At 66.7% G+C, this 21,673-nt stretch carries 18 protein-coding genes; 9 read left to right on the forward strand and 9 right to left on the reverse strand.

Annotated features, from left to right (window positions below):
• Window positions 1-11: 11 nt before the first annotated feature.
• From HPY83_01475 to HPY83_01510, 8 genes are all read left to right on the forward strand, one after another.
• The gene (locus tag HPY83_01475; GenBank protein NPV06615.1) at window positions 12-6,239 is read left to right on the forward strand and encodes a tetratricopeptide repeat protein; all 6,228 of its coding nucleotides are present in this window, start codon (window positions 12-14) and stop codon (window positions 6,237-6,239) included.
• Window positions 6,223-7,704 carry a hypothetical protein gene (locus HPY83_01480; GenBank protein ID NPV06616.1) on the forward strand — a complete coding sequence of 494 codons (1,482 nt, stop codon included), beginning with the start codon at window positions 6,223-6,225 and terminating at the stop codon, window positions 7,702-7,704. The genes HPY83_01475 and HPY83_01480 overlap by 17 nt, the downstream gene beginning before the upstream one ends.
• 42 nt (window positions 7,705-7,746) lie before the next feature.
• Window positions 7,747-8,193: a hypothetical protein gene (locus tag HPY83_01485; protein ID NPV06617.1), complete on the forward strand. Its 447-nt coding sequence runs from the start codon at window positions 7,747-7,749 to the stop codon at window positions 8,191-8,193.
• Between the two features lie 20 nt (window positions 8,194-8,213).
• Window positions 8,214-9,425, forward strand: a complete 1,212-nt coding sequence (ftsZ, locus tag HPY83_01490) for a cell division protein FtsZ (GenBank protein ID NPV06618.1) — start codon at window positions 8,214-8,216, stop codon at window positions 9,423-9,425.
• 20 nt (window positions 9,426-9,445) lie between these two features.
• A complete protein-coding gene (locus HPY83_01495) occupies window positions 9,446-9,670 on the forward strand; it encodes a hypothetical protein (protein ID NPV06619.1) in 225 nt (74 codons plus the stop codon).
• Between the two features lie 85 nt (window positions 9,671-9,755).
• Window positions 9,756-11,426, forward strand: a complete 1,671-nt coding sequence (locus tag HPY83_01500; GenBank protein ID NPV06620.1) for a LysM peptidoglycan-binding domain-containing protein — start codon at window positions 9,756-9,758, stop codon at window positions 11,424-11,426.
• A gap of 12 nt (window positions 11,427-11,438) precedes the next feature.
• Window positions 11,439-12,773, forward strand: coding sequence for an LCP family protein (locus tag HPY83_01505; protein NPV06621.1), 1,335 nt, complete (start codon window positions 11,439-11,441; stop codon window positions 12,771-12,773).
• A gap of 29 nt (window positions 12,774-12,802) precedes the next feature.
• Entirely contained in the window at window positions 12,803-13,288 is a 486-nt protein-coding gene (locus tag HPY83_01510) for a hypothetical protein (GenBank protein NPV06622.1), read from the forward strand.
• A 95-nt stretch (window positions 13,289-13,383) separates the two neighbouring features.
• On the opposite strand, the gene HPY83_01515 is transcribed toward HPY83_01510, so the two are convergent.
• The 3 genes from HPY83_01515 to HPY83_01525 are packed head-to-tail and all read right to left on the reverse strand — an operon-like array spanning window position 13,384 to window position 15,772.
• Window positions 13,384-13,710 carry a cupin domain-containing protein gene (locus HPY83_01515; protein NPV06623.1) on the reverse strand — a complete coding sequence of 109 codons (327 nt, stop codon included), beginning with the start codon at window positions 13,708-13,710 and terminating at the stop codon, window positions 13,384-13,386.
• A gap of 21 nt (window positions 13,711-13,731) precedes the next feature.
• Window positions 13,732-14,469 carry a hypothetical protein gene (locus HPY83_01520; GenBank protein ID NPV06624.1) on the reverse strand — a complete coding sequence of 246 codons (738 nt, stop codon included), beginning with the start codon at window positions 14,467-14,469 and terminating at the stop codon, window positions 13,732-13,734.
• 1 nt (window position 14,470) lies between these two features.
• Complete coding sequence (locus HPY83_01525; GenBank protein ID NPV06625.1) at window positions 14,471-15,772, reverse strand: NAD(P)/FAD-dependent oxidoreductase; 1,302 nt, start codon at window positions 15,770-15,772, stop codon at window positions 14,471-14,473.
• Between the two features lie 200 nt (window positions 15,773-15,972).
• On the opposite strand from HPY83_01525, the gene HPY83_01530 reads away from it, so the two are divergent.
• The gene (locus HPY83_01530; GenBank protein ID NPV06626.1) at window positions 15,973-16,506 is read left to right on the forward strand and encodes an SH3 domain-containing protein; all 534 of its coding nucleotides are present in this window, start codon (window positions 15,973-15,975) and stop codon (window positions 16,504-16,506) included.
• Window positions 16,507-16,591: 85 nt separating this feature from the next.
• Here the strand turns inward: HPY83_01530 and HPY83_01535 are convergent, their stop codons facing one another.
• The 6 genes from HPY83_01535 to rbfA all read right to left on the reverse strand — a co-directional run bounded on the left by HPY83_01535 (window position 16,592) and on the right by rbfA (window position 21,672).
• Window positions 16,592-18,034, reverse strand: a complete 1,443-nt coding sequence (locus HPY83_01535) for an RtcB family protein (GenBank protein ID NPV06627.1) — start codon at window positions 18,032-18,034, stop codon at window positions 16,592-16,594.
• A 102-nt stretch (window positions 18,035-18,136) separates the two neighbouring features.
• The gene (locus HPY83_01540; GenBank protein ID NPV06628.1) at window positions 18,137-18,532 is read right to left on the reverse strand and encodes an archease; all 396 of its coding nucleotides are present in this window, start codon (window positions 18,530-18,532) and stop codon (window positions 18,137-18,139) included.
• The gene (locus tag HPY83_01545; GenBank protein ID NPV06629.1) at window positions 18,522-19,466 is read right to left on the reverse strand and encodes a bifunctional riboflavin kinase/FAD synthetase; all 945 of its coding nucleotides are present in this window, start codon (window positions 19,464-19,466) and stop codon (window positions 18,522-18,524) included. Before HPY83_01545 ends, HPY83_01540 begins: the two co-directional genes overlap by 11 nt.
• Window positions 19,467-19,474: 8 nt before the next feature.
• Window positions 19,475-20,374: a tRNA pseudouridine(55) synthase TruB gene (gene truB, locus HPY83_01550; protein NPV06630.1), complete on the reverse strand. Its 900-nt coding sequence runs from the start codon at window positions 20,372-20,374 to the stop codon at window positions 19,475-19,477.
• Window positions 20,343-21,263 carry a bifunctional oligoribonuclease/PAP phosphatase NrnA gene (locus HPY83_01555; protein ID NPV06631.1) on the reverse strand — a complete coding sequence of 307 codons (921 nt, stop codon included), beginning with the start codon at window positions 21,261-21,263 and terminating at the stop codon, window positions 20,343-20,345. Before HPY83_01555 ends, truB begins: the two co-directional genes overlap by 32 nt.
• Window positions 21,264-21,291: 28 nt before the next feature.
• Window positions 21,292-21,672, reverse strand: a complete 381-nt coding sequence (rbfA, locus tag HPY83_01560) for a 30S ribosome-binding factor RbfA (GenBank protein ID NPV06632.1) — start codon at window positions 21,670-21,672, stop codon at window positions 21,292-21,294.
• Window position 21,673: the final 1 nt, after the last annotated feature.

Consider the following 21,673-nt stretch of genomic DNA (forward strand, 5'->3'; position numbering starts at 1 on the left):
CGGGAGGATTCATGGCCGACGTAAGTGCGGTCCCCGGGGCCCTGCCCCTCAACCTGAGGGACCCGCGAACCAAGGCAACTACCATCGTCGCCAGCGATGCCGACCTGTTGGCACTGTGGGACGAGACGTCTCCTCTGCTCCTATGCGGAGCCACGGGAGAGGCACCTTCCATCCCCCATTGGCTCTCGCGCACTCCAGAGCTGCGGTGCCTGCGGCTCCTCAGCGCGCCCGATGGCGAGACTGAGCCTGCGGATGGGGCGCGGCGCCTGGTCGTCTTCGCCCCTTCCGACCTCATGAGGGAGCTGACCCGTCTGTGGCCAGACAGCCGGCAGTTGGTGGTCGAACCCGCGGAGGACGCTCAGCTGGTTCAGGCCATGGCCTCGGCCCTTCCCCAGGCACTGGCCGAGGATCTGACCAACGCCGCCATGCGCGACCCCAAGCTGTGGAGTGCCCTCCGCCAGGAGCAGTTCCTGGGTGCTGCGGTGCGCGTGACACGCCAGGAGGGCAGCCCCGATTGGCTGTGCCGGGGTGCCCTGGTGGTCGAGGCGGCTGCGGTAGGCGGAGTGGCCGAGAGTCACCTCACCTGGCTGGGCCGACAACTGGAGAGTGGTGGCCCCTTGAAGTGCTGGCACACCGAGGCACCCACCCTACACGCCATAGCCTCCGGCCGCTCCGATGCCTTCGCCCTCCATGAGCTGTGGCACGACTATGCCCTGGCGCTGGCCTGCGCCGGTCGCGGTCTCCAGCCCCGGGCTGCGGTGCCCCACCTCCTGGCCTCCGGCCGACCGGACGTGCTGGCGATGCTGTACTCCCTGGCCGATTCGCACCTCGACTGGATGCAGGCCCTCATGGCCGAGGGCCCTCAAGGAGCGGCTGTCCTGGCCCGGTGCATTGCGTGGCAGAACGACCCAGGAGCTCGGCATGGCTGTGTGGCCGCGGCCGTGGCCGGCGTGCGGCATGCCCCTACCTTGGCTACCTTCGTAGCTCATCTGGAGCCATTGGTGGATGCGGAGGTCCTCGAGCCTGCGCTGCAGGCCCTGTGCAGCCTGCCGCAACGCGACATCCCGGAGGCCCTGCACATCCTGGCTGGCACGGCTGCAGTCGCCAGACTGTTCGAGCGCCCCGGGGCTGGCCTGTCTCAGGCGCTGAGCGCCACCGACGCCGGTGGCGCCGAGGCCGGCATTCAGGCCGCTCTGAGCAACGCCGAGACCATCCGGGCCAACCTGCTCTTCCGGCTGGGCCAGACCGCCGAGGCGCAGCGATCTTGGGACGAGGCGGCCGAGCGCTACCGAGCCGCCCTCGAGGCTGGCCCCTCAGTGGCCCTCTACGCCGCCGCGGCGGCACGAGCGCTGAACCGCGGTGGGCGCCACGACGAAGCCATAGAGGTCCTGGACGGAGTGGCGCCGGAGACTGGTCGGACACCGCGGCTCATGGTGGAGCGGGCATACGCGTACCTCGGCCTCGGGTGGCTGGACGAGGCGGTTGACGTGGCCACCGGGGTGGTACGAGCAGCTCCGGACCTGCCCAAGGCCCACGCCGCGGCCGGTGCCGCCCTGCTGGCCGCCGGCAGGGCGGCGGAAGCGGAGACTGCCTTGCGCCGAGCAGTGGAGCTGTCTCCCAGCGACGCCGATGCACACCTGGAGCTCGGTCACTGCCGAGGCACCCTGAGAGATGGGGCGCTGGCGCGGCTAAGCCTGGAGCGGGCACTGTCTCTGGATCCCGATCACCCCGAGGCGCGCAAGGCCCTCGCCTCCTTACTGCTACGTCAGGGCGATTACAGCGCCGCCCTCCAGCATCTCGAGCGGCTGGCGGACCTTGAGCCCTCCGACGCCCTGGTGCGGCTGCAATATGCTGAGGCCCTGGACCGGGCGGGCCAGGCCGACCGGGCTCAGGCAGAATGGCAGGGCATTATGGCTCAGGTTAGCCGTGATTGGAGTGGCCTGGTGGCTGCCGGATCAGCCCTCCGGCGGGCCGGCCGCTACGACGAGGCCGTGAAGACGCTCAAGCGTGCTATCGCCGCTAACCCCGCTAGCGTGGAGGCCAGCATCGAGCTCGCCCGGACACTGGAAAGCGCCGGGGACTCTGAGCAGGCCCTGGAGGAGTTCCGCTCCGCTTGTCAGCGGTTCCCTCACGATGCCCGATCGCACTACCACTTGGGTCGGGCCTGTGCCCGGATGGGTTACGCTGATGAGGCTGTCGCCGCCCTTGGCGCTGCCATCGAACGGGATGCATCGCTGGCGGAGGCGCACTTCGAGCTGGGGCAGATCCTTGAGTCGCGAGGTGAACTCGAACCTGCCCTGGAAGCCTACCGCTCCGCTGCTCTCTGCTCCGGGGGCAACCCCACCTACGATGCCTGCGCTGGGCGACTGTGCCTCGCCCTGGGGCGCTATGAGGAGGCGGTGCAGCATCTGCGCACCGCTTCCTCCCGCGCTGCAGTCGAGCCCGAAGTGCACGCAAACCTGGGAGAGGCCCTGCGCCATCGCGGTGCGCTGGAACAGGCCATGGCCGCTTACCGCAACGCCGTGGATGCCGCCCCCTCTAGTCCCCATTACCATGCCCGTTTGGCGGAGTGCGCGGCCGCGCTAGGACGCACCAATCAGGCCGTACGCGAGGCGGAAGAGGCGGTGAGGCTGGCACCACACGACCCGGAGTTCCTGGCGCTCAAGGCCAGGCTGCTCATGGACCTCCAGAGGCCTCTCAGCGCCGCGGAGGTGCTGCGCAAGGCAGTGGCACTACCCGGAGGGGACCAGTACCGTGCCAACCTTGGTGCCGCCTACCGACGCGCCGGCAACCTCCAGGCGGCAGAAGAGGAGCTGGCTGCAGCCATCGGCCTCCGACCCAATGACCCCGAGATCCACGAGGAACTTGCGGCCCTCTTCGCCGCTCGAGGCGATCTCGAGGGGGCAGTCCGCGAGATTCGGCATGGGCTCAGCCTCGAGCCCGAAAGCCTTGACACCCGCGTGCGCCTGGCGCGGGCCTTAGCCCAATACGGCCACGAGGAAGAAGCGTGCGAACAGCTGACCAGAGCGGCGTCGCTGGCCCCGGAGAAGGGACCCGTGCACCTGGCTCTGGGCGAGGTGCTGGAGAAGCTGGGCCGGCTCTCCGAGGCCCGGGCTTCGCTGGAGCGGGCCACCAGCCTCGACGAGCGCTCCGCCGCATCACTGCTGTCGCTCGGCCGTGTGTGCCGTCGCCTCGGCGACTGGCGCGCGGCCCTGGAGGCGCTTCAGGCGGCCATGGCTCAGGCTCCTGAAGACGCTCAGATACACCTTGAGCTCGGCCGGGCCTGGCTAGAGGCACAGCGACCGCAAGAGGCCCAGAAACACTTCCAGGATGCCATCCGCCTCTCGGGGCCTTCGGCGGCCAGCCTGGATGCGCTCGGTCGCGCCCAGCTGGCCAGCGGGGAGGTGGACGCCGCCATTGCCACCTTCGAGAAGGGGATCGGATTGGCTCCGGAAGCCGACGGACTCAGGGAGGGTCTGGCCCGGGCCTTCGCTGCCAAAGGCTGGATCCAGGAAGCGGTCGATCAACTCGCAGCTGCAGCAGAAAGGCACCCGCGTTCTGTCCGGCTGCGGCTGGCACTGGCGGAGCTACTGCAACGTCGCGGCATGCACACTCCGGCGATCGCCGCTCTGCGCCAGGCCATCCACTTGGCGCCAGAGGATCCCGACGTGCTCCTGCCTCTGGGGCAGGCTCTGGCTGATTCGGGCGAGCACGCGGAAGCCCTCCCGCTGTTCGAGCGTGTCCTCCGGCTTGTGCCCGACTCGCGGGAAGCGCGGATGGCGTTAGCAGACGCCAACCTGAACTTGGGGCGCCGGCCCGAGGCCCGACAGCTCCTCTCCGAACTCATGGAGCGCGATCCGGACAGCGCCGAGGCCCACTACCAGATGTCCCGACTTCACGCACAGGAAGAGGAACTCCAAGCAGCTCTGGACGAGGCCACCAAAGCCGTGTCTCTGGAACCGGACAACGCCCGCATACGCGCCCACCGCGCTCGGCTATTGGCGCGATACGGAGCTACCTCGCAAGCGCTGCAGGAGGCCCAGAGGGCAGTTGACTGCGCCCCCGATGAACCGGTCGCCGTAACCACACTTGCTGCGCTGCTCTCCGATGCCGGCCGCTACCAAGACGCTCTGAGCTGGTACAACCGCGCCGTCGAACTGACCCCAGGCAACGCCGAGCCCTTCAGGGAGCTTGGGCGCCTGGCCCTGCTCTTGGGCGATGCCTCCCGGGCATCCGCCGCCCTCGAGCACGCAGCCAGCTTGGATCCCACCGATCGCGGCGTTCTCTCCCTGGCAGCCGAGGCCCTCGAGGCCGCCGGCGACCTAGCCCGCGCGACCGACTACGCCCAGCGGGCCCTCAACCTGGATCCTGAGTGCGTGGAGTGTCGCGTGCGGTTGGCACGCTTGCTTCGTCGCTCCCGCCGGCTGGCCGAGGCCGCCGACGTGCTCTCCAGCGCCGAGGCAGGGCAACACCGCGACCTCATCCTAGAACAAGCCAGAGTGCTGGCCGCTCGCGGGGACCAGGAGGCCGCACTGCGGCTGTATCAGCAAACGCTGGACCGGTCCGCCGACCACCTGGAGACCTTGCTGGAGATGGCGGAGTGCGCCATCTCTTGGCACGACGAGGCCGAGGCGAGAGCTGAGTGCGACCTGCCGGTTCGGGCGCCCGAGCGGCGCTTCCTGGATTCCCTGCATCAATTGCTCACCAAGTTCCGACCCAGTCCGGCTCTGGAGAGTCGGTACCAGTCTGCGGTGGCGGGCTTACTTACTCTCCTCAATCAGGAGAGAGAGGCACTGGAGCTATGCCGGAGCGCACTCCTCCATGCTCCCGAGGACGCGTCCCTCCACCGGCGGCTCGCTCGCTTGCTCCTGCAAGCGGGCAAGCCGAAGGAGAGCCTGCGGGAGTTGGTCCTCGCCGACCGGGCCAATCCGGGCGATGCCGAGACCGTGCTGGGCATTGGCCGCCTCCTCGTCCACCTGAACGAAAGTGAGCGCGCAGCGGCCGCTCTCCAGAGGGCTGCCGACTTGGCGGGCGGCGATCCCCTCACCCTGGTGAGAGCAGCTCGCCTCCTGGAAGAGGCAGGAAGGCTGGCTGAAGCGGTCGAACTCATGCGCAGGGCGGTGCAGGCCGACGACCGCCATCCTGCCTGGTGGAACCATCTCGGTGACCTCCATCTCCGCCTCAAGCGCTATCAGTCAGCCCTTGAGGCCTATCAGAAGGCCGCTCGGTTGGACCCTGAGAACCCGCTGTACCTCCGCAACGCCGGTCTTGCCTATGGGGGCATGCGCCGCTACCAGTCCGCTGCCAGGGCACTAGAGCGTGCCACGGAGCTGGCCCGAGACAACGCCACCTGGGTCGCCGAGCTCGCTTCTGCTTACGAGAGGGCCGGCGAGGCCGCGCGGGCAGTGCAAGCATATGAGAGAGCAACCCAGATCGAGCCCGACAACCCTTGTCACCATGTTGGCCTGGGCAATGCGCTGTCCAGTCTAGGGCGCCTCAAGGACGCCGGCCGTCATCTGCTCCATGCCCTCGAGCTTCAGCCCGACCTGCCGGCGGTCCATGCGGCGCTGGGGCGCCTTCGGTTCCACGAGGGGCACCGGCAAGAGGCTGTGCAGCATTTCCGACGCGCTATCGAAATCGAACCCACCAGCCATCGGCACCACCAGGAGCTGGCCACCCTCTTGTACCTATCTGGTGACGCCAGCCAGGCCCTGGAGGAAGCCGAAGTGGCGGCCTCGCTGGACGGAACTGACCCGGAGACCTACGTCGTGATGGCCCAAGCCTATGCTGCACTGAACCGGCACGACGAGGCCATCCAGGCTCTGCAGCAGGCCCTGGTACTGGACAGCAACAACGCCGACATCCACCACGCCATGGGAGAGCTATGTCGTCAGATCGGCTACTACGAGCGTGCCGCTGAGCACTTCCGTCAGGTCATCCACCTTAGACCCAAGGACGCCGAAGCTCGCAAGCAGCTGGGGCAGACCTACGAGTACTCCCAGGAGTACGACCGGGCTCTGGCGCAATACATCCGGGCCATAGAGCTCGACCCCGAGGAGCCCGAGTACTACTTCTGCGCCGGCCGCATGTACAAGAGGCGCAAGGAGTACGGCGAGGCCATAGAAATGTTCCGGCACGTACTCCGCCTGGAGCCCACCAACGCCGAGGCTTACAAGCAGCTGGCAGCGGTAAGCGCCCTGAATCTGGTGGCGGGGGAAGCGCGTGCGGTCGCACGGTGATGGCCGTAGCGCCGCGCCCGTGATTCTAGTGGCCTCACGCCTCCTGCTCTCTCGCCGATTCGGTGTCGCCGGGTGGCAGGCGGTAGATGAGGCTCTGGTGCAGCTGGCCCAGAGCCTTCGTCCCTTGTCGGCTCACCTCTTGTACGTTGACGACGCCCGCTCCCTCGCCCCTTACGGCCTTAGCCCCGTCACCCCGCGCGACCCGCAGCTCATTCGCCAGCTCGTCGACCAGCTGGAGCGAAACCTAGGGGGAGCTCCCGCCATCGTGTGGTTGATCGGCGGGGATGAGGTGCTACCTTTCTTTCGTCTGACCAATCCCGCCGACGATCCGGACGGCGAAATCCTGTCGGATGCCCCCTACGCCTCCTCGGGCGGCGACCCCCTGGTGCCCTCACGGGTGGTGGCACGCCTGCCGCACCCGGCCGGTGGAGCGAATGCTTTCCTCCACCTCCTAGCCCGAGCGGCGAGCGCACAACCCATCCAGCCCCGACAGGGCACTCCGGTAGCAGTCGGCTACACTGCCAGCATCTGGAGGGAGGCCTCCCAAGCAGTGCTGTCCGAAATCCCGGGGGCCGGGCCTCTCAGGATGTCTCCCCCTTGGGAGCTGCATGACTACCCCTATGTGCGCCGACAACACGCTACCCTCCGCTACTTCAATCTACACGGGACAGCCGAGGGCACCACCTGGCACGGTCAGCTCGATCCGGTGCTGCCCGCCGACTTCGATGACTTCCCTCCTGCCCTCCGGCAGATAGACATCTCTGCTGACGAAGCTCGGGACTCGGTAGTGGCCGCCGAAGCCTGCTACGGGGCCGCCCTGACCCCGACCAGCATCGCCATGCGCTTCCTCCGCCTGGGTGCCGGCGCCCTCTTGGGGTCCACCGCCATGTCCTACGGGGCGCTGGCCTCCCCCGTATCGGGAGCGGACCTGCTGGTCAAAGACTTCTTGCAGTTGGTCGTGGCCGGTGTTCCCTTGGGTGAGGCCCTTCTGTTGGCCAAGCTCGCTTTCGCCCGCACCATGATGGACACCCAGGGCTTCCTGGACGCCGAGGACCAGAAGACCCTCCTCACTTTCGTTCTGCTGGGCCATCCTACGCTCCGGCTGGCCGTCGGGTCCCCACAATCGCAGTCGCATCTGGCCTGCGCAGAAGCGTACCGTCACCTGGACGGGCCACTCGATGTGGTGTGCGCCCACACCGTCGATAGGTCAGGGGCGCCCATTCCTGAGGGCAGCCTGCTGAAGGAGATAGAGAGCCTGGCCCAATACCATCTCGCTGCCCACCCCCGTTCTCTGGGTTTTAGGCAGGAAACTTGCAGGATCATGGCCCCTAGCACCCACAGCCGACCCACGTCCGACTCGCACCAGGTGGTGAGTCTGAGCCGACCCCTGTCCAGTGGCGGGACGCAGGTGGTCCGGTTCACCGTGCGAGAGGGTCGGGTGACCAAGACCGTGGTATCTCACTAGCCGGGGAGCCTGCGGGCCCCGCGGCAGTTTGGAGCGAGCGACATGCAACTCACGGAGCTGCTCGACGAGCTGGAAAACGTCATCTCCGACGCTTACTACATCCCCCTAACCAGCAAGGCTGTCGTGGATCAGAGCCTGTGCCTCGACCTCATCGACAGGATTCGCTCGGCGCTGCCCGCGGAGCTAGCCGAAGCCCAGCGCATCAAGAACGCGCGAGAGAGGATCCTGGCCCAGGCCGAGGCGGAGGCGGAGGACTTGAGAAAGCTGGGGCGCCAGCAGCTCGAGCAGGCGGCCGCCGAGAGCGAGGCTGTCGCTCTGGCGCGCGTCCAGGCGGAGGAGATAGTGCAGGACGGTGAGCGACGGGCGCGAGAGATGGCGGCGGCCGCCATCGAGTATTCAATGTCGATCTACCAGCGCCTGGAAGAGGACTTGAGCGCTCTGCTGGAGGATCTTCGCTTCCGCATCCCGGAGCAACTGCAGGCCGACTGAACCTTCCGGAGGAGACAGACGTGGAGGCTTCCAACGTGACTCAGGCGACACAAACAAAGCCACTGCGCATCACAGTCGTGGGCGTGGGCGGCGCTGGCTGTAACGCGGTGGACCGCATGATCAGCGTCGACATTCCCGATGTTGACTACCTGGTGCTCAACACCGACGCCCAAGCCCTGGCCAGGTCCGACGCCGGCCGCAAGATCTGCCTGGGTGGCCCACGCACCCGTGGCCTAGGCGCGGGAGGGGATCCTGCCAGCGGCGCAGCGGCGGCCAAGCTGTCCGCCGATGAGATCGCCCGAGCGCTGGATGGCTCAGCCCTGGTATTCCTAGCCGCCGGCATGGGGGGCGGCACCGGGAGTGGCGCCGCCCCCATCGTGGGCGACGTGGCCCGCTCCCTGGGAGCGCTGACCGTGGCCGTGGTGACCAAGCCTTTCTCCTTCGAGGGCTTCCGGCGCCGCAAGGTGGCAGAAGAGGCGGTTGCCGAGCTGGAAAAGCACGTGGACACCCTCATCGTGGTCCCCAACGACAAGCTCCTGGCCTTCACCTCCGAGAAAGTGACGCTGGATATCGCCTTCCGCATTGCCGACGATGTCTTGCGGCAGGGCATCCAAGGCATCTCCGAGGTCATCACTCGGCCCGGGCTCATCAACGTGGACTTCGCCGACGTCAGGCGCATCATGGCCCAGGGTGGCACCAGCCTCATGTCCATCGCCCAGGCCAAGGGGCCCGAGCGAGCCCTGGAGGCGGCCCAGTCGGCAGTCTCCAACCCCCTCATCGCCACCGACTCCATCGGAGGAGCCAGGGGAATCTTGGTGAACGTGGTTGGCGGACCGGACATGACCCTGCACGAGGCCGGCCAGGCGGTGGAGTACATCACCGAGCAGGCCAGCGAGGATGCTGAGGTCATCTTCGGCGCCGCCATAGACAACAGCATGGGCGACAAGCTTCAGATAACGCTCATCGCCACCGGAGTGGGAGCCGCTGCTCAACCTCAGCGCCGGCCCGCTGCCACGCCGATGCCGGCCCGTCAGGCATGGGCCGATCGGCCTCAGCCCCAGCGGAGCGGAATCCCAGTCCCGAGGGAGTTCGAAGAGAAGCTAGCCCGGGTGCGCGACAACGGCCACGACGAGCCCCACCGCACCGAGCGTCACCTGGAGCCGGCACTCGCCGCTCAGGGTCTCAACCTTGAGATCCCCACTTTTCTGCGCCGTGCTCGCGGCCTGCTCTAGCGCCGCCTGGAGGCATGCTTATGGCTGACTGCGAACTAGAGAAGGCCGCCAAAGCCTACCTAGCCCGTCACTTTCCCACCCTGCAGGCGGTCTCCACTGCTCACACCGAACGACAGGCCAAGACCCCTGGAGCGTCGCGGCAACACGTGTTCGACTTCACCGGCACCATAGGTGACACCATCCAGAGAGTGAGGATCGTGCTCGATGACCGGGGAAAGGTGGTCAAAGCGGCCATCTCTCGCTAGACGAGGGTGGCACCACAGAGGCCCACGCGCGGCCAGAACCCGCACCGAGACCCGCCTGCGCCTCATTCTCATCGGAGCCGCGTTCATGGCCAGCCTAGTGCTGGCGCTGATTCCATCATCGGCGGCTGCCCAGCAACCCCAGGAACGCGTCCATGTCGTCTCCTGGGGAGAGACGTTGAGCAGCATAGCACTCCTCTATGACGTTCCCATCGAGGAACTTCTAAGAGTGAACGGGCTGGCCAACGCCCACCTCATACAGGCTGGCCAGGTGCTCGTGATCCCGCAGACCCCTGCTTCCGACGACAGCCAGCCCTCACCGGCGCCGCCTGGGGGCGAACGCACTCACGTCGTGACCTACGGGGAATCGCTCTTTGGCATCGCCCTCCTCTACGGGGTGGACCTGTACCAGCTCGCTGCCGCCAACGGCATCGCCAACGCCGACCTAATACAGCCAGGGCAGATCTTGACCATCCCCGACGGCCACGGCCCCCTAGCCCCGGGCACCGACTCCCCCGGTCAAGAGGGGCTGCGCGAGCACGTGGTGCGCCCGGGAGAGACGCTCCTCTGGATCGCCCTGCAGTACGGCCTGTCGGTGGATCGCCTGAGCGCAGCCAACGGCATCTCCAATCCCTCGCTCATCTACCCGGGCCAGCGCCTGATCTTGCCCAATCCCGACGGCAATGGAGATCCGATGGCCACGCCGGTGTCACCAGAGCCTGCAACCGGGCCCACGCCCCGGGAGGCCCACGCCACCCCGGGCGTCTGCGTTCACCTTATCCATCAGGACATCCCGGCCGTACTCAACGCGGTGGAAGGCCTAGGCTTCGGCTGGATCAAGCAGCAGGTGGAATGGAAACTGGCGGAACCACAGAAGGGCTCCATCCGCTGGGACCACCTCGATCCGATAGTGGAGGCGGCGTCCGCCCGAGGGCTGAACGTGCTACTGAGCGTGGTCAAGGCGCCGGCATGGGCCCGGCCGGCCGACAGCGATCTCAACGTTGACGGCCCTCCCGCCAATCCGGGTGATTACGGTGACTTCGTGGCCGCCCTCGCCTCTCGCTATCGGGGCAGAGTAGCTGCCTACGAGATCTGGAACGAGCAGAACCTGTGGTACGAGTGGGGCGGTAAGGGCCGGTTGTCTGCCGGCCAGTATGTCGAACTGCTCCGCGTCGCCTATGAGCGCATCAAGCAGGCCGACCCCGCGGCCCTGGTGGTGAGCGGCGGCCTGACCCCTACTGGGGTGAACGACGGCTATCTCGCCTTCGATGACGTACATTACCTCGGCCAGATGTATGCCGCCGGCGCCGCACCCTATTTCGACGTCCTGGGCGCCCATCCCAGCGGCTACAACAACCCCCCGGACGACTCCCCATCGCTCAACAGCACCGACACTACTGAGTTCAAGGGGCATTGGAGCTTCTACTACCGCCGGTTCGAGCAGCTTCGAGACGTAATGGCACTCAATGGGGACAGCCACAAACAGATGTGGTTCACCGAGTTCGGCTGGTCCTCGCAGAAGCACCCGCCCGAGGGTTACGAGTACGCCGCGGACAACTCCGAGGAGCAGCAAGCGCGGTATCTTCTTCGCGCCTTCCAACTCGCCCGAGAGAGGGACTACGTTGGAGTCATGTTCATCTGGAACTTGAACTTCGCCACCGTGGCGGGCCCGGACGACGAGAAGGCGGGCTTCAGTCTCATCCGTTCTGACGGCTACCCACGCCCGGCGTACCTCGCCCTCGCCAGCATGCCCCGGTAGGCTCTCTGCAGGATGACTCGTCGTCGATCGCGCCTGGTCCTTCTTCTGGTGTTGCTTTTCAGCCTGCTCCTGGGCGACTGCTCGCCCTCGGTCGACCCACCGCCGGCAGCCCGTACGTCCGGGCGCCTGTTGCCGCCCCACTCGGCGGCAGTGCCCGCGGACTCGCTCGGGCTCAGCCCTCGCCTGGCCGCGCCCACAGCGGCTCCAAGGCCACTGCCGACGCCGCTGCCGGCCCCCCCTACTCGCGAACGGCGCACCAACATACTACTCCTGGGCGTGGACGAGCGGGAGACCTGGAGCGAGGGCCCGCCTCGCACTGACGCCATCATGCTGGTCTCGGCCAATCGGGCCGATGGCACGGTGACTGTGCTCTCCATCCCCCGAGACTTGTGGGTATACATCCCCGGGTTTGGGCCGGAGCGCATCAACGTCGCCTATCGAGTGGCCGAAATGTCCCGCCCGGGCAGCGGCCCCGAGACGGCAGCGGCCACGGTGGCTCAGTTCCTGGGCGTATCGCTCGACCGCTATGTGGTGGTCAACTTTCGCGCCGTGCGGCAGATCGTCGATGTCCTCGGCGGGCTGGAAGTGGACGTCCCCTATGAGATCTGGGACCCCCTCTACCCTACCGAGAACAACGGGTACATGACCGTGCATTTCCCCGCGGGCCCACAGGTCCTCGACGGGGAGCGGGTTCTGCAGTACGTGCGCACCCGGCATGGGAGCAGCGACTTCGACCGCATGCGCCGGCAGCAACAGGTGATAGAGTCGCTACAGGCTCGAGTCACTCGACCAGACTTCATCCCCAAGGCTCCCGGATTCCTGCTGCTGGCACGCGATTGCGTTCACACCAACCTGTCCGTGAGCGACATGCTCAGCCTGTGGTCCGCCTTCCATCACATAGACCGTGAAGCAGTGCGGCTCGCCGTCCTCGATGAGAACTACACCTATCCCTGGATCACTACCGCGGGTGCGGATGTCTTGCTGCCCAACGACCCGGCGATAGAACGCCTGGTGAGCCACCTGGGCCTGAGCGACGAGGCCGACGGTCAAGGGCTGGCACAGGGATTGCAGATAAGGCTCTTCAGCAACAGCAGTCAGGACGCCAACTTCGCCAGCGCGGCCGAGGCACTCACCCAGTCGGGTTTCAGCATATGGCAAGGAGGCGTAGCCGAGAACGCTACCGGCCACACCGTGGTGATTGACTACGGCGACGGCTCGGCCGGCGTGGCCTTGGCGAGGGCGCTGGGCCTGGATGACCTGCACGTGCTGACCCAGCCCAAGCCTCCTGGTCTTCCCGAGGGGCTCGTGGCCGACGTCCTGCTCTGGGCATCCAGCCCCAGTGGCTAAGTAAGATCACACTCCATCCGGAGGATTCAATGGCCCAGTCTGCGAAACCGGCACCGGGAGCGATCCGTCGCCTCCTCCTCGTCATCGTAGCCAGCGCCGTCACCATAGCCGGGCTGGCCCTGCTCGCCGGAGGTGGCTACATGCTCATCGCCGCACCCGCGGACACCACTCCAGCACCCTCCCTGGTGCAGGTGTCGGCACAGGAGGCCGAATCTCTGGCGGATGCCACGGCCACGGCGGAGCCCATCGCAGCCACAATCAGCCTTACCCCGAGCGGGGGCGACGAGGGAGCCGCTACGGTTACCGCGGTTCCGACGCCGACCGCCACCCCTGTCCAGATGGCGCAGGCGGTCTCTCCCACGCCAACGAGGGTACTGCGGGCCACCGACACCCCGACCCCCATACCGACGAGCGAGCTACCCGACACCGGTTTCGGTGGTTTCCTCCAGCCGCTGGCGGGTTTTGCACTGGTGGGAGTGGCAGTCACGGCGCGGGCGCTGCGCCATCGGCGCTGACCGGGCGGTTCGCTGAAGCATAGAACCAGGGGGCGTCGACAACCGCCCCGTTCGCCCCTCAGTTCGCCCAGTGTCACATCCAGGCGCTGCCCCGCCTAGCGAAAATCCTCCCGTGGAGGAGTGAATACCTCCACGAGCCTGGCGGCGGCGCCCAGGGCCTCGGCCGAGTGCTCCTCTCCGCCCGGCACCGAGTACGTCCCTCCTGGGCCGAGGATCTTCTCGCTTCCCCCAGTCCGGAAGCGCACCCGGCCCTCGAGGACATAGCCAATCTGCTCGTGCGGGTGCGCGTGCGCGGCCACCGTGCGGTCGGCGTCTATGCGGATCTCCACCAGCATCAGCCGCTCTCCGGCCAGGACCCGTCGGGATATGCCTGGCGAGGCCTCGACCCAAGGCAGATCGTCCCGGTCATGCAAAGCCCCCATCCTTACCCCCTGATCCTGCCCTCAGGCCAGATTGGGCTCGCCGTACACGGCGGCCAGGGCCGCCTCCGCCCGCTTCATCTGCTCCTCGTCACCCTCGTAGGCTAGCCAGATGGCTCCTTCGGCACCAGCAACTCCCCCCGAGCCAATGTGCGTGGCCCGCACGCCTGCCAGCACCTCCAGAGCCTCGATCTCGGTGAAGATGGAGCCCCACACCGGCATCATTCCCTCACCCCGGTGCTCGGGGCGCTGAACGTAGTGCACCGCGTCCATTATGCTGCTCGAGATGCACTTCTCCAGTCCCACTGGGATCATCAGGCGCACATGAGACCCGACGGCACGACGGAGAGCCAGCCCCACCGTGCCCGAGCGCGGGTCGCCAATGAGCACACCCGCCAGCCGCTCTCGATAGTTCAGGGCATTGGCCCCCTTCAGGATCAGGTCCCCTCGACCCAGCGTCTCTACCGCTTCGGCGATGTCCACGCCCCAGCGCACTTCGCCCCTCTCCACGAGCACGTCGCTCAGGTCTCGCCCTTGCACCGCTCGGCGCCGCTGGCCGTGGGGAAGCGTCAGGCCACGGGCGAAGTTGAGCTTGTCGATGGGTTCACCCGTTAGCTCCTCCACGATGTAAGCGTTGGTAGTACCCTTGATGATCAGGATGCGCCCCCGGTCATACGCCTCACGGAACACCGGACTGGCCACTACGCCGCGGGCGATGAGCCGTTTGCTTTCGGAGACCTTCAGGGCGACGGCGACGGACATGTTATCCTCCTCTGCCGGCAAGAATCCTCTCGGCTATCGAATGGCCATACTGGACCGCGTAGTTCATCCCTCGGTCCTCGGGGTATATCTGAGCCATGGACGCCAGCCATAAGCCCGGTTGCGGGGTGGTGTAGTCGGGGCGCACCCGGCTGTAATGGCGGGAGATGACCGGTTGAGCGTAGCGCTCACGCCAGACGTAGGACTCCTGAACCCAGCCGGGCCGGAAGTTGGGGAAGAGCCGCTTCAGGTGGGGCAGGTAGGCCTCTACCAGCTCCTCTCGCTGCATGTGGTAGTATTCGTCGTCTGGCCCGCAGTAGCGAGTCAGGTACACAAGATGCGAGCCACCATACTCGGACGGTGGCTGAATGTTGGTGTGCTCCACCAGGCCCACGAACGGCAGGCTGTTGTCACTTATGTTGAGCCAGTACACGTCACTGAGGGAGTGGCTCAATCGCAGGACGCAGCACACGTTGGCCATGTACTCGATCGAGCGCAGCCGCTCGCGGTAGTGGCCGGGCAGGGAGGGAGCCATGTCGGCCAGCAGCGCCGGTGCTGTCGTTACCAGGACCTCGCCGAACGCTTCCTCCCCTGCCGGGGTACGCACCAGCAATCTCGAGCCCCTCCCAGGCCGGATCTCGCTCACCGGCGAGTCCTTGGCGATCTTCACGCCCAGATCATCCAGCCTTCGCTCCAACGCTTCCACCATCAGACCGAAGCCGCCCCGAAGGTAGCCAAGCATCTCCCGGCCCGACTTCCCCCGCGATCCCCCGCGGAGCTTGACCTTGTTCCAGATCCACACCGCCGACACCTCGTCGGCTCGAGCGCCGAACTTCCCCCGCAACAAGGGCGCCCACGCTTGTTCGTACACACGGCGTCCCGACAGGCCAATGAGCCACTCGCGCGCCGTCAGGTTCTCTAGCTCGTGCCAATCCCGCACCGCCCGGGCCTGGAACACCAGCATGCCAAACCGAATGCGGTCCAAGAGAGGAAGAGGCCGAAATCGAAGCACGTCCATGGGAGCGGCGAGACGGTAGATTCGATCGGCGTAGTAGGACGTGGTGGTAGGTTTCCATTCCAGCCGATCTGCCAGCCCTAGGTCTGCGATCAGGTCGCGGACGGCGACGTCACTGGTGAATATGTGATGGTAGAACTTCTCCAGCCGGGTGCCGTTCACCATGAACGACCCGGCCAATCCGCCCAGCGTCTCGTCCCGCTCGTAGAGGGTCACCCGCGCTCCGGCCCTGGCAAGGTCCTGAGCTGCCGTCATGCCGGTGAGCCCGCCACCCACCACTCCTATCTCCATACCGCTCGCCTCAAACTGGAAGTCTGGCCCATCGATGAAGACGGCGCCCCGGTGTCGAAATCGCAACTCACCTGTGGTATCATTAGTCGCGCGAGCCGCTCTAGCCTCACTCATCATCCCTTTGAGAGGTCAATCTTATGTCCCCACAGGAGTTCCCGGAACTGGATCAGGACCAGGGACCTTCCAGGAGTCGCCGCACATTGCGGGCCGACAGGCGCAACGTGCAGGCCCTCGCCATCGCCGCGGTCCCCATTGTCGTGCTGCTGGTAGTCATCGTCATGGGGATCATCCTGGTCCGCGGACGGTCCGGGGGCACGCCGCCCGAGGCGACGGCCACTCACTTTCCCACCACTGGACCCACCGCCCTGGTCGCCGCCGTCAGGACCAGCGTCGCCACCGACACGCCGGTGCCCGTCGTGAACACCCCCACGCCCGAGCCCACTTCTAATCCGGTGGAGACACCCACTCCGGCAGAGCCCACCGCCACCCCGACGCCCTCGGATGAGTTGGTGGAGGGAGCCGTGGCCGTAGTAAGCGACACGGCCGGCCGGGGATTGCGCATGCGCTCCGGGCCCGGTCTCGACTCGCCCACCCTTAGGGTCATGCCCGAAGGGACCGAGGTCCAGATACTCGGTGGCCCATCGGAGATGGACGGCTACCAGTGGTACCACATCCTGGACGACGCCAACACCGAAGGCTGGGTTGCCGGAGACTGGCTAGTCCGGATCCGCTGAGAGCTGCTGGCAGGGAGTAGGTTAGCGGTCCGGGGTCGGCCGATGCCTCCCCATCCTGTGTAGCCTGCTCCCTGCAACCCATTCGCTACCCTTTGATCACCCCGATCGGGTGGAGCCGGGCCACCTTGGTGGCCAGCCCTGCACCGTGCACTACCTCCACCACTCGGTGGATGTCCTTGTATGCCTCGGGAGCCTCCTCGGCCAGGCCCTTCATGCTTCCGGCTCGCACCTCCATCCCGCGGCCCTCCAGCGTCGCCACCAGCTGGCGTGCGTCCACCTGCCCGCGCGCCGCCCTGCGGCTAAGGACGCGCCCCGCCCCATGGCAACTGGAGCCGAAGCTTCGCTCCATCGCCGCCTGGGTACCCCGAAGCACGTACGAGGCCGTTCCCATGTCGCCGGGCACCAACACGGGCTGACCCACAGACCGGTACGCGACGGGCACGGCATCGTGCCCGGGAGGGAAGGCTCTTGTGGCTCCTTTGCGGTGCACGCACACTTCCAGGGGCCGTCCGTTCACCCGATGGGTCTCGATCTTGGCCACATTGTGCGCTACATCGTAGATCACGACTAGCTCCGCCCGGGGCAGCTTCCCCAGCAGGGCTTCCTCGAACGCCCGCCTGAGGGCATCGGTCATGACCTGTCGGTTAGCCCAGGCGAAGTTGGCTGCCGCCGACATGGCGGCCAGGTAGTCCTGCCCGTCCTTTGAGGCTATGGGCGCACAGACCAACTCCCGGTCCGGCAATGAGTAGCCGTACCGTTTCGCAGCCGACTGGAAGCTACGGACGTAGTCAGTGCACACCTGGTGGCCTAGCCCACGCGACCCCGAGTGGATCTGGGCCACCAACTGACCCGGCCTCAACCCGAACGCATCGGCCGCCTGAGCGTCGTATACCTCGGCCACCTCGTCCAGCTCCACGAAGTGGTTGCCGGAGCCCAGAGTGCCGAGCTGGTCCCGGCCGCGGTCCTTGGCCCGGGCACTCACGGCATCAGCCCGAGCCCGCGCGATGGTGCCGCCCTCCTCGCAGTGCTCGGCGTCCTCTCGCCGCCCGAAGCCGGCCCCTATGGCCCACTGAGCTCCACCCTCGAGGGCATCATCCAGCCGTGCCCGCTGTAGCCGAACGTCGCCACCGCGACCGACGCCCGCCGGAATGCTCTGAGCCGCCGCGTCCATGAGCCGTGCCAGATAGGGACGGACCTCCTCCGCATCCAGGTTACTGGCCAGCAGCCGCACCCCGCAGTTGATGTCGTAACCTACGCCGCCGGGCGATACCACCCCCTGGTCCACCCGAGTAGCTGCTACTCCTCCGATGGGGAAGCCATACCCTTCGTGGATGTCTGGCATCGCCAGAGCATAGCTCACAATCCCCGGCAGCCAGGCCACGTTGGCCAGTTGCTCCAGAGAACGGTCCTCCAAGGCCGCCTGCAGGATCATCTCATCGGCATACAGGCGTGCCGGCACGCGCATATCGGCGCGATAGGACGCCGGTATCTCGTAGACGTACTCATCCAACTTGACCAGACTACTGATATCGAAAGGCATTCACGTCACCTCCGGGGCATCCTCTGTCCCAGCACCGGGCGCCCCGTCCCGCGCCGCCAGCCTCTGTTGCCGTGGGACGCCCGGCCCAGTTCAGGTGTCGAACACTATCGTCGCCGAATAAGCTCCCTGTTTGGCCTCGATTCGCAGGCCGTGATAGGTCGCCGCCTTCACTGCCCCCGTCCGCCTGCCGATGGGCCCACCGCGGATGACAGCCTCGAGCTCCCACGATGGAGTGAGGCGGACGTCGAACTGATGGTACGCCTCCTGGTGCGCGTCGCTGAGGTAGATGAGCTCGGTGAGCCAGTCAACCAACAACGTCTCTAGATCGTCGGCCGACAGCTTGATAATGTGTACCGACCGGTCGGAGTCAGCCTCGCCTATGAGAGAGAACATCCCCCGTGCAGCGGAGGTGAAGAGCTCCTCCAGGCTATCGCCCCAGGCGCGGATAGCCACGTCGGCAGTGTGCCTTACCTCTTTATACCCCACGCCTGGCCTCCGCAGCAGCGCCCACCTCCAGCACGCGTCGTGCCTCCTCCACGTCTCGCGCCAGCTGCGCCACAAGCTCGTGCGCCCCCGGGAACCGCGTCTCTCCTCGAAGCCGCTCCAAGAAGGCCACCGTCAGCCGCTCACCGTACAGGTCCCCGCCGAAGTCGAGTGCATGCGCCTCCACCGTTCTGGCACTCCCCTCGAAGGTGGGACGCACACCGATGTTGACGACAGCCGGCGCCGACCGCCCATTCCACTCCAGACGGGCGCAGTAGACGCCATCTGCCGGAAGCAGCTTGTGCTGGTCCACGGCCACGTTGGCGGTTGGGTACCCCAGGCTTCTGCCCCGGCCCGCTCCGGGCACTACTGGGCCCGAGACGGTGTAGGCCCGCCCAAGGAGTTCAGCCACCCTGGCCACCCGACCCTCTGCCAGATAGCGGCGCACCAGAGTGCTGCTCACCACCTCGTCGCCCACCCGGCACCGCGGTACCACACACAGCTCATAGCCCAATTCGCGGCCAATCGTCGCCAGAGCTTCTAGGTTGCCCTCTCGCTGCCGACCCAGGGCAAAATCCTCTCCTACCCACACCTGGCGGGGGCGAAAGGAATAGCCCAAGCGCTGCATGAACTCCGCCGCGCCCATGGCAGCCATCTCCGGGCCAAACTTGGTCACGATGATCAGATCCAGGCCCAGAGCGGACATGAGCTCCACTCTCTCCGTCAGTGGCAGTAGATACCGAGGCTCTTGCCCGCGCAGCACCACATCGGGCGAAGGGAAGAAAGTCAGGCACGCGGCCAGCAGGCCTTGACCACGCGCCGAGGCCACCGTCTCCCCAATGAGCGCCTGGTGGCCCACATGCAGCCCATCGAAGACGCCTATGGTGAGCACGGTGGCGTCGGCCACTCGAACCGGCTCACCGCACCAGCGCACCACTGCTTCCGTCAAGGGTCGCACTCCTGAATGAGAACCTTTCGCGGAATCCAGCTCTGCCGCTCCCAGTCCCACTCAGCCACGGCAAACGCACGGCCATCGGGGCCGATGGCCAGGTGGAGGTCCTCACTGCTGGGAGGCGGCCCCTCAATCGCCTGCCCCCGGGCCAATCGCTGGGCAGCATCACCGTCCAGCAATAGTCGCGGCTGCTCCGGCAAGGCCTCCCCCACGTCTAGCATCCACCCGTGCTCGCCCCTCTCCAACCGAGACACGGCCTCCGCTAGGGGAAGCGCCTGGCTCACCGAGAATGGGCCCGAAGCCAAACGGCGGAGGGCGGCCACGTGGGCGCCGCAGCCGAGCCGTCTCCCCAGATCCTGAACCAGGGAGCGCACATAGGTGCCGGCGGAGCAGTGCACCCGCAGCACTAGCCGCTGCGGTTCCGGCCGGCTCCAGCGGATCGAGTGTACCATGACCCGCCGCGGCCGGGCTTGCACGGGCTTGCCCTGTCGCGCCAGGCGGTACAGGGGCGTGCCACCGACCTTCACGGCCGAGAACACCGGAGGCACCTGAAGCACCTCGCCGCAGAGAGACGCGATCGCGTCGTCCACCGCCTCATCGGTCGGTAGGGGCTCGGTCCACTCCGCCACCACCTCGCCCTCGGCGTCATAGGTGTCAGTCTCCACCCCTAGGCGTGCCTCCACCTGGTACACCTTATCGTGCTGGGTCAGGTACTGGGCCACGCGCGTCGCGGGCCCCAAGCACACAATCAGAAGGCCGCTGGCCAGTGGATCGAGCGTGCCGGCGTGTCCTACCCTCCTCTGCCCGCTCGCCCGGCGAATGGCGGCCACGACATCGTGTGAGGTGGGACCGACCGGCTTGTCAACTAACGCTACTCCGCACAGCTGACTCATTCACCGCCCGCCTTAGCCTTGCCAACACTTGGCCACTCACCTCAGCCAGCCCGCCCGAGACAGTGCAGCCGGCTGCCTGGCGGTGCCCACCACCACCAAAGGCCGCCGCCACTTCGGCCACGTCTATCCCAGGCTGGCTGCGCAGGCTCACATCCACCGATCCGTCGGAACGCTCGCTGAAGACGGCAGCGGCGCGAGTCCCTCGAGTGGCAAGCAGGAAGTTCACTATGCCAGCATCCTCGCCCTCCGGTACCTCGGAGGCATGGCGGACGCTGAGGGGAATGGTGGACCATACTAGCTCGCCTTCCATCACCGCGCCGGACAGCACCTGACCCCAGAGCACAACATGCCCCCGCGGGCGGCTCCCGAAGATGGAGTGGTTAGCCTCCCACAGACTAGCCCCGGCAGCCATCAACGCCTCCGCCGTCCGCAGCGCCCGCCGATCGCTGGCAGGAATGCGAAACCCCTGGGTATCAGCCACCAGCCCAGCCAGCAGACAGGCAGCCAGATCTGCGGTGAGATCCAGACCCAGGACACCCACCAGCCGGTGGAGGATCTGGGTGGTGGATAGAGAGTCGGTGTCCACTAGATTGATGTGGCCGAAGTGGGAGTTCGTAGGGTGATGGTCCACGTTCACCAGAGTGACCCCCGACAGCCGCTCGGCCGCGCCCCCAATGCGCTCCAGTTCGGGGCAATCCACCAGAACTGCCACATCGAAACTGGGTGGCGGCGCAGCCACCACCTCCGATGCTCCGGGGAGGGAGTCGGCCTCATAGGGAAGGCCGTCCTCCGACAGCAGCGTGCGAGGCACGTTCAGACGGCGGAGGATGATGCCGAGGGCCAGCAAAGAGCCGATTGCGTCCGCATCGGGCGATACGTGCGTCGCCACCAGAACATGCTCGGCTCTGCGAAGTACCTCAGTCAGCCTGCGCCACATCCCCTGATTCCTCGCTGTCGCGGGCCACCTGATCGAGGAGAGACTCGATACGGCTAGCTCGATCGAACGTCTCGTCTAGATGGAAGCTCAGGGTGGGCACGTATCTGAGGTGGACTCGCTCCGCCAGCTCGCGCCGGAGAAAGGGCTCCGAGCCTACGAGCGCTTCTACGAGCATGCCCCGATCCTCGGGCGTGACGCTCGAAACGAAGACAGTGGCCTGCCGCAGGTCGCCGGAGACGCGCACCCCCGTGATGACGACGGCGTGCAGCCGGGGATCCCGGGCCCGCTGCTGCAGTATCACGCTCAGCTCGCGCGCGACTAGGTCCGCCACTCGACGCTGTCTGACGCTGGGCTCGGACACT

The organism is Anaerolineae bacterium (assembly GCA_013178015.1).
In the GTDB taxonomy this organism is placed as follows: domain Bacteria; phylum Chloroflexota; class Anaerolineae; order DRVO01; family DRVO01; genus Ch71.